At 46.1% G+C, this 13767-nt stretch carries 11 protein-coding genes; 10 read left to right on the forward strand and 1 reads right to left on the reverse strand.

Annotated elements, in window-relative coordinates; genetic code table 11:
• The first annotated feature begins 106 nt into the window (after positions 1-106).
• From ACOJRU_RS13615 to ACOJRU_RS13630, 4 genes are read left to right on the forward strand one after another with little or no spacing between them, the layout of a single operon-like run.
• The gene (locus ACOJRU_RS13615) at positions 107-697 is read left to right on the forward strand and encodes a DUF7010 family protein (protein WP_421132280.1); all 591 of its coding nucleotides are present in this window, start codon (positions 107-109) and stop codon (positions 695-697) included.
• A gap of 4 nt (positions 698-701) precedes the next feature.
• Positions 702-1031, forward strand: coding sequence for a DMT family transporter (locus tag ACOJRU_RS13620; protein WP_421132281.1), 330 nt, complete (start codon positions 702-704; stop codon positions 1029-1031).
• 15 nt (positions 1032-1046) lie between these two features.
• On the forward strand, positions 1047-2147 hold the full coding sequence (locus tag ACOJRU_RS13625; protein WP_421132282.1) for a sensor histidine kinase: 1101 nt from the start codon (positions 1047-1049) through the stop codon (positions 2145-2147).
• A 12-nt stretch (positions 2148-2159) separates the two neighbouring features.
• Positions 2160-2771, forward strand: coding sequence for a response regulator transcription factor (locus ACOJRU_RS13630; protein WP_421132283.1), 612 nt, complete (start codon positions 2160-2162; stop codon positions 2769-2771).
• Positions 2772-2842: 71 nt separating this feature from the next.
• Here ACOJRU_RS13630 and ACOJRU_RS13635 read toward each other — a convergent pair whose 3' ends face one another.
• A complete protein-coding gene (locus ACOJRU_RS13635; RefSeq protein ID WP_421132284.1) occupies positions 2843-5107 on the reverse strand; it encodes a TonB-dependent receptor in 2265 nt (754 codons plus the stop codon).
• A 501-nt stretch (positions 5108-5608) separates the two neighbouring features.
• Between ACOJRU_RS13635 and ACOJRU_RS13640 the strand changes: the two genes are divergently transcribed.
• The 6 genes from ACOJRU_RS13640 (at position 5609) to ACOJRU_RS13665 (ending at position 13744) form a co-directional block, all read left to right on the forward strand.
• Complete coding sequence (locus ACOJRU_RS13640; RefSeq protein ID WP_421132285.1) at positions 5609-6286, forward strand: GntR family transcriptional regulator; 678 nt, start codon at positions 5609-5611, stop codon at positions 6284-6286.
• A gap of 65 nt (positions 6287-6351) precedes the next feature.
• Positions 6352-7227 carry a methylisocitrate lyase gene (gene prpB / locus ACOJRU_RS13645; protein ID WP_421132286.1) on the forward strand — a complete coding sequence of 292 codons (876 nt, stop codon included), beginning with the start codon at positions 6352-6354 and terminating at the stop codon, positions 7225-7227.
• Between the two features lie 135 nt (positions 7228-7362).
• The gene (gene prpC, locus ACOJRU_RS13650; protein WP_421132287.1) at positions 7363-8487 is read left to right on the forward strand and encodes a bifunctional 2-methylcitrate synthase/citrate synthase; all 1125 of its coding nucleotides are present in this window, start codon (positions 7363-7365) and stop codon (positions 8485-8487) included.
• A gap of 11 nt (positions 8488-8498) precedes the next feature.
• On the forward strand, positions 8499-11090 hold the full coding sequence (gene acnD, locus ACOJRU_RS13655; protein ID WP_421132288.1) for a Fe/S-dependent 2-methylisocitrate dehydratase AcnD: 2592 nt from the start codon (positions 8499-8501) through the stop codon (positions 11088-11090).
• Between the two features lie 131 nt (positions 11091-11221).
• Positions 11222-12403, forward strand: coding sequence for a 2-methylaconitate cis-trans isomerase PrpF (gene prpF / locus ACOJRU_RS13660; protein ID WP_421132289.1), 1182 nt, complete (start codon positions 11222-11224; stop codon positions 12401-12403).
• A gap of 102 nt (positions 12404-12505) precedes the next feature.
• Positions 12506-13744, forward strand: a complete 1239-nt coding sequence (locus ACOJRU_RS13665) for a response regulator (protein WP_421132290.1) — start codon at positions 12506-12508, stop codon at positions 13742-13744.
• The last annotated feature ends 23 nt before the right edge of the window (positions 13745-13767 follow it).

Genomic DNA, 13767 nt, shown 5'->3' on the forward strand with positions numbered 1-13767 from the left:
TTCATCACCATGACAATTGTCACCTCACATTGATTACCTTTGTGAATTACGCCGCTTAATAAAGCGAGACATAATGATTTTGTTTTCAACGCCAAAGGACAACATTATGACTCGCGCATTAACACTTGAACAAGAACGCACCCTTTTTAAACAACGTAGGTTTGTCGCCATGCCGCTAGCAGGGACAATAGTGTGGGCTGCATTAGGTTTCTTGGCCCCTTTCGTAAGCGACTACGTTATAACATGGGCGCTCTATATTGGCACAGGAGCCATTTTTTATTTAGGGGCTGGCCTTTCTTACGTAACCGGTGAGCGTTTCTTTTCTAAAGACCGTCAACACACCAGTTTTGATACGCTTTTTTATGTAGGAATGGTAATGAGCCTACTAGTATTTGCAATCGCCCTGCCAATCGCTAGCATCGATCACACAACATTACCGTTGAGCATTGGTATTTTAGCAGGCCTAATGTGGATGCCGCTATCGTGGGCCATAGAGCATTGGGTGGGCTACTTTCACACTATCGCGCGTACACTAGGCATAGTCGCGGCGTGGTACTGCTTTCCTGAGGCTCGCATTGAGGCTATCTCTGCCGTTATTGTTGTTGTGTACCTCATCTCGTTAGTGGCTTTAGAGTCTCGTTATCAAAGCATATCAACGTCGAATCTATATCTTACGTCACAACAGCATGAAGGATAAAGACATGACATATTTACTTCTTGCACTTGCTATTGTTACCGAAGTAACAGCGACGTTATTGCTAAAAGCATCGAACGGTTGGGAAAAATGGGAGTACGGTTCGGCTTCTATCTTCTTTTACAGCTTGTCGGGCATTATATTTGCCGCCGTGCTCAAAAATATGGGAGTTGGCGTAGCCTATGCCATTTGGTCAGGAATGGGCATCGCACTTATCACAGCAGCCTCTGTGGTTTTTTGGAAACAAACTTTCGACATGTATGCCATAGTCGGTATTATGCTTATTGTGTCCGGTACGATCATCATTACCAGTAAATCTGCCGTTGTATTTCAGTAAGGAAGAAATGCGCTAATGCAAACTGCACCTAGGCTACCTCTACTTTCACAGGGTCGTAAGAAAAAATGGTCTTATGGCTCTCTGTTTTTTTCGCTGTTTTACTTCGTGCCTTTATTTTTTACTAAGACGCCCGACACTATTACGGTCCTACTGATGCTTGGCGGGTATGTAGCCTTCATTGTGTTATACGTTGCCACGCTTCATCAAAGTATGAAGACACTACCTGTATACATTGTAAGCCTCTCAGTGCTTGGCTATGTGATAAGTGTTTTCAACCCCGGTGGCGCAATAATTTTTGGGTTTTTAGCATTCATTGTTGGGTACTACTATTCGATAAAACAGGGGGCAGCCTTTGTTGGCCTCATAGTATCGTCTCTTATGGCTATTCAGGTTTGGGGGGCGCAAGGGCAAGGCTTTTTCATCCTCGCCTCTGCGCTAAATAGTCTGGTGTTATTCGTCTACGGTGTTATGGAGCGTAAAGAAACCCTTCACCAAATGAAGCGTGATGAACAAGCGGCGGCTATCGAAACGCTTACCACTATTGCAGAACGAGAACGCATTGGACGCGACCTACACGATGTTGCAGGGCACGCATTGAGCAGTATATCTATTAAGGCACAGCTTGCTGAAAAGCTTTTAGAAAAGCAGCGCTATGCCCAGGCAAAGCAAGAAGTCAAAGACTTGGCCGCGCTATCTTCTCAGTTGCTCAGCGAAATACGTGAAGCTATCTCGGGAATAAAGCAGCGCCCTCTGGAACAAGAGCTTACTAGCCTGATAAAAAAGCTCAGTGATAATGGTAAGAGAGTGACGTCAGCATTAGACGCTGACCTGCTTAGTACGGTGGTCCCCACACAGGAAACGCAACTAGCGCTTATTGCCCGAGAAGCGGTCACCAACATATTGAGGCATAGCGATGGCACCCACGTTACGGTCTCACTCAGCCAGCGTAATAACACACTTATTATGGGCATATTTGATGACGGGAAGACTACTAAGCCTGTCGAAGGGAATGGTTTAGCCGGTATTAAAGAACGCGCAACACTCATCGGTGCGGAGGTCACTTTCAGCTGGGGTGAGCGTTCGGGCTTGATGCTTCACCTTCCCCTATTTGGATAATATAACAGTGCTATGAAAACAATTAATATACTTGTTGTCGAAGATCAGTCATTGATAAGAGATGCTATCGCGTCGCTACTTGCGTTAGAAGACGACATTAACATTGTCGGGAAATGTAGCAATGGTGAAGAAGCCGTTGCCTACTTAGCCAGTCATGATGCACCCGATATTGTATTGAGTGATATTGAAATGCCGCTGATGTCGGGATTGGCATTAGGCACAGCAATGAAAGAACAGCGCTGTCCCAGTAAACTTATATTTATGACCACGTTCGCGAAAACCGGTTACGTCAAACGAGCGTTAACACTAGGCGCAAAGGGCTTTGTGTTAAAAGAAGCTGACAGTGATTACTTACTAAATGCTATTTATAACGTGCATTCGGGTGAACGAATCATTGCCCCAGAATTAGCATTGATGGCACTTGATGATAACAACCCACTGACAGACAAAGAATGCGCTGCGCTCAAACTCGCCAGTGAAGGCGTAAAGACCTATGACATCGCCACCGCCCTTTTCCTATCAGAGGGTACCGTACGCAATTATTTGTCTGAAGCCATTGCTAAGCTCGATGCCACAAATCGCGTTGATGCAGCCCGTATTGCACAGCAAAAAGGCTGGCTATAAACCTATCTACAGATAAATAAAAAAGCCGGTCAATTGACCGGCTTTTCATACTATTTTCGCAGCAGACTCGATTAGAACTCTGTTGAGAATCTTACGCCAAACTCGCTCGCATCATTGCTTAGAATTTGAAGGATATAATCACCCGTATTTAATCGTGCGTTGTCATAACGCTCGTCAAAAATGTTGCGACCATACAATGCAACGGTATAGGCATCGTTTGCTGGCGTGTACGCAATATCAAAGTTAACTAACTCGCGGCTGTCTAACTCTGTCATTCGCTCTGGCGCAGCGGTAGGCTCTCCGTACATTTCTGAACGGTACGAGTAGTCTGCACGTACACGAATTGAATCGCCACCGTCCAGCTCAAACGTGTATTGTGGCCCAATAGCAAACGTCAGGTCTGGGGTAAGCGGAGCAACAGGGTTAAAGCCGTCTTGCTCTTCTACATCAACATCCATATAACCAATGCTGGTCATCATGCTAAAGTTGCCGTAGTTAAGCGTGGTATCAAGCTCAATACCGCGCGATGTTTGCTCTACCACAAGGTTTGCTGTATCAAAACCGCCTTCGCTTACGCGGCTTACCTGATAAGGCAAGTCTTCAAACTCGGTATTAAATACTGCTACGCTCACGTCAACGTATTCATTAACGCGGCCTTTGATACCCACTTCATAGTTGGTTGCGGTAATGTTGTCCGATGCAGTGAAACAGTTATTTGCACGAACAGCAGCTTGTGCAGCAGGAATATCACCGAAACCACCCGCACCAAAGAATTGGCCAATTAAGCAATATGGACGCGCAGGATATTGACCCGACTGATAACCAGATTGAATAGTTGCATACCCTGTCATACCGTTTTCAAACGTGTAATTGGTGGCAAGTTCCCATGTTAGCTCGTCCCAATCATTTGAGTCGAAAATGGTACCTAATGCTGAGAATACATTTGCTGATGCGTCTTTCTCATCTTCCGTATAACGTAAGCCACCTGATACGGTTAGCGCATCAGTAACATCGTGACGAACATTGACATAAGCCGCTTTCGATGTGGTTTCTTGGTCTAATTCAAGTAAGTTAGGGCCACCATCAAAGTTTGAATCGTCGCCTTGGCGGTTGCTACCTTCTTCGTTGAAGTAATACAAGCCTGCAACGAAGTCAGTGTATTCATTGATGTAGCCGTTAAGTTGTAACTCTACCGAGGTTTGATCCGCTTCACCGCGCTCAGGGAATTGGTCGAGTGAGAATACCGTCCCGTCATCGTCAAGACCCGCTTTATATTCAGAGCTACGTTGACTGGCGACAACTTTCGCCGTGTAGTCTTCATTCACATCCCATTCGGCCGTTAATGAAAGTCCACGCGCTTCATTTGACACACTCGTTACCGCTTCTGTGCCAGTTGCATTATCGTATCTATCAAATCCTTCTGGGGTAACGTCAGTATTGCGTAATTCAACGCCAAGACCGTTGCCACCGCCGAAGTAACGCGCAGAACCAACTTCATCAATAAGCACGGTGTAAGGGCGAAGACCACCATCACCGTTGTTTGCATCGGCGGTTAGCACCATACGGAAGTCATTTGAAGGCTCCCACTTGACGGAAATACGACCTGAGATATCTTCCGTTTCGCCCACGTCATACTCAGCGTTAGGGACATTAATAAATTCACCTAACCCGTCGCGCTTATTAAACGCGAGATTCATATTGAACGCTAGCGTGTCTGACAATCCGTGGTTTACGAAAAGATCAGCCTTAACGCGACCGCGCGTACCAAACTCCGTATTAATCTTGGTAACGTCACCTTGATCGGGTTCTTTGGTGATAATGTTAATGGCACCGCCAATTGAGTTGCGTCCGTAAAGTGTGCCCTGTGGGCCACGAAGCACTTCAATACGCTTAATGTTATTTAAGCTCCAGTTTTGGCCAACTTGGCGCCCTAAATAAACACCATCAACGTAAACACTCACACCTGGATCAGTAGTAATAAGGTGATCTTGAAGCCCAATACCACGAATAAAAGGGTTTACTGAAGACGTATGGCCCGCCGAGAAACCAGTAACGTTTAGGTTCGGTACAAACTTGCCAACGTCAGTTAAGTCGGTAATACCTTGTTCTGCGAGTTTATCGCCATCAAAAGCACTCAGTGCGATTGGCACTTCATAGATAACTTGTGGACGTTTGGTGGCGGTAACGGTAATTGCTTCGAACTTTTGCTCTTGTTCTGCTACTGACTCATCAGCTTCTTGTGCTAGTGCAATAGAAGGAACAGTTAACGCCACTGCAAGAGCGACAGGCGTAAGTTTACTGGCAAGTGTCTTAGACACATCAGTATTGGATATCATGGTAAAAACCCCTTTGCGTGAGTGTTGGGTATATTAGTTTCTATGTCGCTTCAAAACTCTCTATGGAGCTTTTTACAAAAGCTAAAATCAAGCAAAGATGGTCGTAACGTGGGCTGTCACAATGCCAGAGCGCGAAAAAGAATAATTCACTCAGAGTCATGGCACTTCATGTTCCAGCCTTCGCTCATCACCTCTTGAATTTAGGCCTGAAGACTGGAACGATATGATACTGACGTTTAAACAAAATGCATAGTAATATTAGCCTTTTACGAAAAAAAGCTGACTAAGTGGTTATATATTAGCCATTGCTACTATAAGTGAGTTTTACGAGACTTTCGTTTACGTCACTTTTTTAGTTAGGCCACTTACTTGCAAAACGTCATGCTCTTGAAATGCTATTTTCACTGTATCAAACCCACCCCACCCCAAAATGTCGACAATATAACGCCATTTTATTTACAAATAGTCACTTTAAGCCTATATTGTCGACACTAATAAAGAATGAAGACAATAGCTTTGCCATTATCAGACGAAAATGCAGTAACCAATGCCGACCGAACGTTCTTCCAATTAAGGAAGGATATTGTCGAGGGCATCATCGCCGCAGGTAGCAAACTCAGTGAAACCGAATTGTCGACAAAGTATGAGGTCAGTCGCGCGGTTATCAGAGAGGCCATAAACCGGTTAGCGACCTGCCATTTAGTCGAACGAAAAGCGAATGTCGGCGCGCGTGTAGTCGCCTTATCGACACAAGGATTGGTACAACTTTATCAAGTGCGCGAAGCACTTGAAGGCATGGCTGCTCGCCTTGCAGCTAGAAATATGACCGATGAAGAAATAGCGGCCATGCAGCAATTGCTAGACAGTCACTTTAACAAAGTAAAAGGCGAAGAGAATTACTACCAAGAAGCGGGGGACGTCGATTTTCATTATCGCATTGTCACAGGCAGCAAAAATGACCACCTCATCAGTGTACTTATTGACGGGCTATATCACTTAGTGCGCATGTACCGTGTGCAACTAGGCATGGCTGGGCCGCGCGTAAGCACGGCTTTTGAGGAGCATCGCCACATTGTAAATGCCATCTCAAACAGAGACGAAGAACTCGCTGAGATGCTAATGCGCCGCCATATTCTTTATTCAAAAAATAATATCGAGAAGAAGCTGGATCATGAATAACATCAAAGCCGCTTCTTTGTATCCCATTCACCTCTACCCTACTTTCAAATAAGCGAGTGATTATCATGAGTGCAGGAAAGAAATTCAGAACCGCATTAGCGAACAACAAGCCTTTACAAATTGTCGGCACTATCAATGCGTACACCGCCATGATGGCAAAGGCCATCGGTCACCACGCGATTTATCTATCTGGCGGTGGTGTCGCAAATGCCTCTTACGGCCTACCTGATTTAGGTATGACTTCGCTAAACGATGTGATTGCAGACGTACAGCGCATTACCAGTGCATGCGACCTTCCGCTTATGGTAGATATTGATACAGGATGGGGCGGTGCATTTAACATCGCCAAGACCATTCGTGATATGGAAAAAGCGGGGGCAGCGGCAGTGCACATGGAAGACCAAGTTGCACAAAAACGCTGTGGTCATCGCCCTAACAAAGAAATTGTAAGTACAGCTGAAATGGTCGACCGCATTAAAGCAGCCGTAGATGCCAGAACCGACCCAGATTTTTTCATTATGGCGCGTACTGATGCCTTTGCCCAAGAAGGCTTAGAGAGCGCTATTGAACGCGCTAAGGCTTATGTTGCTGCAGGTGCAGACGGTATTTTCGCAGAAGCAGTACAAACGGAAGCGCACTATCGTGCGTTTGCAGAAGCGTTAGATGTTCCCATCCTTGCCAACATCACCGAATTTGGCAAAACCGAGCTATGGAACAAAGAAGAACTTGGCGAATGGGGCGCAGACATGGTGCTTTACCCACTAAGTGCATTTAGAGCCATGAATAAAGCAGCAGAGATGGTGTACAAATCTATACTTGAAAACGGCGACCAAAAAGCCGTTGTCGACACCATGCAAACCCGCATGGATCTTTATGACTACCTGGGCTATCACGACTACGAGCAGAAACTAGATGCCCTATTCGCTGAAGGTAAAAACTAACAAAGACAGACACCACGGTGAAAAATGGGGGCAAGCCCCCATTAGCACCGAGACGACGCTGTCGTTTTATCAGCTTTTAATTAGAAAATAGTATTCAAAATACCTTACAAATTTTATAAGACCGGAGACAACAAGATGGCTAAACAGTTAAGTGGCGCGGGTTTACGCGGCCAAGTTGCAGGTAAAACAGCATTATCAACCGTGGGTAAATCAGGCTCTGGTTTAACCTATCGTGGCTATGACGTGAAAGACTTAGCGCAGCACTGTCAGTTTGAAGAAGTAGCGTACCTTATTCTTAAAGGCAAGCTACCAAACCAGTCTGAACTTAATGGTTATAAAACTAAACTTCGCGGTATGCGTGGTCTCCCTGATGCGTTGAAAGAGGCTCTTGAGCGCATTCCTAAAAATGCACACCCAATGGACGTTCTGCGCACCGGCTGCTCTATGCTAGGCAACCTTGAAATGGAAGAAAGCTTCGAACAGCAGCAAGACGCGACCGATCGCATGCTAGCGTGCTTCCCGAGCATCATTTGTTATTGGTACCGATTTACACATGACGGTATTCGTATCGACGTAGAGACCGATGACGATTCAATTGGTGGGCACTTCTTACATATGCTTCATGGAGAGAAGCCTAGGGAGTTGCACGAACAGGTTATGCACGTCTCATTAATTTTATATGCAGAGCACGAATTTAACGCATCAACGTTTACTGCACGTGTATGTGCATCAACGCTTTCTGATATGCATTCGTGTGTTACAGGCGCTATCGGTTCACTTCGCGGCCCGCTTCACGGCGGTGCAAATGAAGCGGCAATGGAAATGATTGAAGGTTTTACGTCTGCCGATGACGCTGAAGAAAAAATGATGGGCATGCTTGCGCGTAAAGAAAAGATCATGGGCTTTGGCCATGCTATCTACGCCGATTCTGACCCGCGTAACGAAATTATCAAACAATGGTCAGAAAAACTGGCTGCAGATGTGGGTGATAAGGTCCTTTACCCTGTTTCAGTTCGCTGTGAAGAAGTAATGTGGCGCGAGAAAAAGCTGTTTTGTAATGCTGATTTTTTCCACGCCTCTGCTTACAACTTTATGGGCATTCCTACGCCGTTGTTCACGCCAATTTTTGTCATGTCTCGCTTAACAGGCTGGGCTGCACACGTAATGGAGCAACGCGCTGATAACCGTATTATTCGTCCATCTGCAGAGTATACGGGTGAAGACATTCGTCCAGTTCCATCTATTGGTGAGCGCGCATAGAGGTTATTACAATGAATATTGATTACCGTAAACCGCTTCCTAACGCGGGTATCGACTTTTTTGATACTCGCGAAGCGGTGAATGATATTGAGCCAGGGGCTTATGATAAGCTGCCCTACGTTTCCCGTGTATTCGCTGAGAACCTCGTACGAAAGTGTTCTCCCGACGCATTGAAGGAATCACTAGAACAGCTAATTTATCGTAAACGCGATGTAGATTTTCCATGGTTTCCTGCCCGCGTCGTGTGCCACGATATACTAGGGCAAACCGCGCTGGTCGATTTAGCCGGTCTACGTGATGCTATTGCTGCGAAAGGTGGCGACCCGTCAAAGGTCAATCCCGTTGTCCCCACTCAGCTTATCGTCGACCACTCTCTTGCCGTTGAGCATGCAGGGTTTGAAGAAGACGCATTTGAGAAAAATCGCGCCATCGAAGACAGACGTAACGACGACCGTTTTCATTTCATCAATTGGACGAAGACAGCATTTAAAAACGTAGATGTTATACCTCCGGGCAACGGCATCATGCATCAAATTAACCTAGAACGCATGTCACCCGTTGTACAAGCACGTGACGGCGTCGCGTTTCCAGACACACTTGTCGGAACGGATAGCCACACGCCGCATGTTGACGCATTAGGGGTTATCGCTATTGGTGTAGGTGGGCTTGAAGCAGAGAGCGTAATGTTAGGCAGAGCATCTTATATGCGTCTTCCTGATATTGTCGGCGTTGAGCTCACGGGCAAACCTCAACCAGGCATTACTGCCACCGATATCGTATTAGCACTTACTGAGTTCTTACGCAAAGAGCGTGTAGTATCGACCTACCTCGAATTCTATGGTGAAGGCGCATCTCACCTGACGTTGGGTGACAGAGCGACTATCTCTAACATGACACCAGAGTATGGTGCCACAGCAGCCATGTTCTATATCGATCAGCAAACCATCGATTACTTGCGCTTAACAGGCCGTGAAGAAAAGCAAATTGCATTAGTTGAACAATATGCCAAGCACACTGGATTGTGGGCCGATGACCTTAAAACTGCAGAGTATGAACGTGTTTTAACCTTCGATCTTTCGTCGGTAGGCCGTAATATGGCAGGCCCATCGAACCCTCATGCCCGTTTGTCTACCAGCGATTTAGCAAGCCGTGGTATTGCAGGTGAATGGGAAGAGGAAGAAGGGAAAATGCCTGATGGCGCGGTTATTATTGCTGCTATCACTAGCTGTACCAATACCTCCAACCCACGAAATGTGATTGCAGCAGGGTTACTTGCCAGAAATGCTAACGCACGCGGTTTAACGCGTAAACCTTGGGTAAAGAGCTCATTAGCACCAGGGTCAAAAGCGGTTAAGTTATACCTTGAAGAAGCAAACTTAATGACCGAACTTGAATCGCTTGGTTTTGGTGTTGTCGCGTTTGCATGTACTACCTGTAATGGCATGAGTGGTGCTCTTGACCCTAAAATACAACAAGAGATCATTGACCGTGACCTCTACGCAACCGCAGTGTTATCGGGCAATAGAAACTTCGACGGCCGTATACATCCATACGCAAAACAAGCATTTCTTGCGTCTCCACCATTAGTCGTGGCGTATGCTATCGCTGGTACCGTTAGATTTGATATTGAAAAAGATATATTAGGTACTGACCACGACGGAAACCCTGTCACGCTAAAAGATATCTGGCCAACCGATGAAGAAATTGATGCCATCGTCGCGAGCAGCGTGAAGCCAGAGCACTTTCGCAAAGTGTATGAGCCAATGTTCGATTTAAGCGTTAATTACGGTAAAGACATTAACCCACTTTACCAATGGCGCGAGCAGACCACTTATATTCGTCGCCCTCCCTATTGGGAAGGTGCTATGGATGCCGAACGCACCATGACTGGCATGCGCCCGTTAGCCATTTTGGGTGACAATATCACGACTGACCATTTATCGCCGTCAAACGCTATTATGGCTGATAGTGCGGCAGGTGAATACTTGGCGAAAATGGGGCTGCCCGAAGAAGACTTCAATTCTTATGCAACCCACCGTGGCGATCATTTAACCGCGCAGCGCGCAACACTGGCGAACCCAAAAGTGTTTAACGAAATGGTGGTTGAAAACGGCGAGGTGAAACAAGGGTCACTGGCTCGCGTAGAACCTGAAGGTAAAGTAACACGCATGTGGGAAGCTATTGAAACCTACATGACGCGCAGACAACCGCTAATCATTATTGCTGGCGCAGATTACGGTCAAGGTTCATCACGTGACTGGGCTGCGAAAGGCGTACGCTTGGCCGGTGTAGAGGTGATTGTTGCAGAAGGGTTTGAGCGTATTCACCGAACTAACCTAATAGGTATGGGGGTACTACCGCTTGAATTTAAATCGGGTACCACTCGCAAAACGTTAAGTCTCGATGGTACTGAAACGTATGATGTAAAAGGCGAGCCGTCTCCTGGCGCTACCCTCACATTGTCGATAAACCGTGCCAACGGCGAACACATCGATGTACCCGTTACCTGTCGATTAGATACCGCTGAAGAAGTGTCTGTCTATAGTGCTGGCGGCGTACTTCAACGTTTTGCTAAAGACTTTTTAGAGTCTGAAGTTCACTAACACACTAACCTTTCAGAAGTGAGTCGTCATAAACCTAGCGGGCCATAATATTATGGTCAGTTAGGATTATTGTTTTGAACCTTGAGCGTCATAGTCTCACCTTCACGAAATAAAAAACAACAGGACACATCATGACAGCACATGCACCGCAAATTCGTGTTCCCGCCACTTACATGCGCGGCGGTACCAGCAAAGGCGTGTTTTTCGCGTTAACTGATCTGCCGCCATCTGCACAAGTACCGGGACCAGACAGAGATGCACTACTTCTTCGTGTCATTGGCAGTCCAGATCCTTACGGCAAGCAGACCGACGGTATGGGCGGCGCAACGTCAAGTACAAGTAAAACCGTCATCATTAGTAAAAGCGAACGTCCAGGTTATGATGTTGACTACCTGTTCGGTCAAGTCGCTATTGATAAGCCCTTTGTAGACTGGAGCGGAAACTGTGGAAACCTGACGGCAGCCGTAGGCGCATTTGCGATTAATAATAATCTTGTCGACGCTGACCGTATTCCAGAGAATGGCATTGCTACGGTAACTATCTGGCAAGCGAACATCAGTAAAACGATAATCGCAAACGTGCCTATCACCAACGGTGAAGTGCAAGAAACGGGTGACTTCGAGCTTGACGGCGTTACGTTCCCTGCCGCCGAAGTCGAGGTCGCTTTTGTTGATCCCGCAGATGGTGAAGGCGCTATTTTTCCGACGGGAAAACGAAGCGAACAATTAAATGTTCCAGGGGTTGGCGCACTTCAGGCAACCATGATAAATGCAGGTATTCCTACTATATTTATTAATGCCAACGATATCGGATACGCAGGAACCGAGCTACAAGACGACATTAATAACGATGCTGAAGCATTGGAAAAATTTGAAACCATTAGAGCTTACGGCGCTGTAAAAATGGGGCTTATTAGTGACATCAGTGAAGCAGCTGTTCGCCAGCATACACCAAAAGTGGCGATAGTAGCCCCCGCCAAAGCGTATACATCATCAAGTGGTAAGACCGTAAACGCGGATGATATCGACGTTTTGGTAAGAGCCATGTCAATGGGCAAGCTACATCACGCTATGATGGGAACCGCCGCGGTCGCCATCGCTGCAGCAGCAGCCATACCCGGCACGCTAGTAAACATTGCTGCCGGTGGCGTTGAGCGTGAAGCGGTAACATTTGGTCATCCGTCTGGCACCCTGCGCGTTGGGGCAAAAGCCTCATGTAATAACGAGCAATGGCAAATTGAGCAGGCTATTATGAGTCGCAGTGCCAGAATCTTAATGGAAGGATGGGTAAGAGTTCCGCAAACCGGCAATTAACCACGCTCAGTATTATACATCAGTCTACATTGACACGAGAAAGGAGGCAGGATGCCTCTTTTTTCGTTAAGCTTCATATCACAGCACGAATGAGCGATAACGATGTATAAAGTTTTGGTAGTAGAAGACAGTTTAACGGTTCGAAAAATCGTTAATAAACTCATTGAAGATAACCCGCACTTCACCTGTATATTATGTGAAAGCCTGGCAGAAGCTAAAGAAACGCTCGAAAAAGAACAGGACTTTCTTGCTGCTATCGTTGATTTGAATTTACCCGATGCCCCCAACGGTGAAAGTGTCGAACTTAGTCTCTCTTATAACGTTCCCACTGTTGTATTAACAGGCAATTTTGATGAATTCACCCGCGCGCAACTGCTCGATCAAGGCGTATTAGATTACATCACCAAAGAGTCTCGCTATTCTTACATCCAGGTCTCTAAACTGATTGATAGGCTTAGAAAGAATGTCGACACGAAAGTTTTAGTTGTTGAAGATTCAAAAACCAGCCGCAGCTATATTTGTTCACTGCTTAAAAAGTTTCGGTTTCAAGTGTTAGAGTCAGGGGATGGACTTGAAGCATTAAAGGCGTTAGAGCAACATAAAGATATCAAAATGGTGATATCTGACCATCGCATGCCGAATATGGATGGCTACGAATTGGTGAAAGCAATTCGTCGTGAACGCCGTTTACAAGACCTAATATTTATTGGCTTGTCAGCGACAGGCGACAGCGTATTAACGTCTAAGTTTATAAAAAGTGGCGCAAACGACTTTTTATCTAAGCCTTTTTACCACGAAGAATTTTACTGCCGCATCATGCAAAACCTCGAGTCTCAGGAAATGATTCAAACCATTAGAGATTCCGCTAATTTAGATGCGCTTACCAAGGTTTATAATCGTCGATATTTGTATGAGTATGGTGAAGAGATTTTCTCTCTAGGCCATCCAAAAGCCCACGTTACCGCGTCGATGATAGACATGGATAACTTTAAAAATGTGAACGACACACTCGGTCACAAAACGGGCGACGTTTTACTTCAAGAGTTTGCGGCACTGCTGAGCGAGCATTTTCCTGACGACCTCGTTGTACGATACGGAGGCGAAGAATTTTCAGTGGTGTCTATAAGACCGCCTAAAACATATTTAGCGGCGCTGTCAGGCTTTATGGATGCGGTACGCACCACCCAATTTACCCAACATAAATTTACCATGACGTGCAGTATCGGCGTATGTGCAGAAAAGCATACCTGCCTTGAAACGCAACTAGAAGTTGCTGATGCGCGCCTATACCATGCTAAGCATGCTGGAAAAAACCAAATAATCACACGTGACAAGGCATAAAGGCACGTAACTGTGCCCTGCCT

The sequence above is a fragment of the Alteromonas algae genome, assembly GCF_049117195.1.
In the GTDB taxonomy this organism is placed as follows: Bacteria; Pseudomonadota; Gammaproteobacteria; order Enterobacterales; family Alteromonadaceae; genus Alteromonas.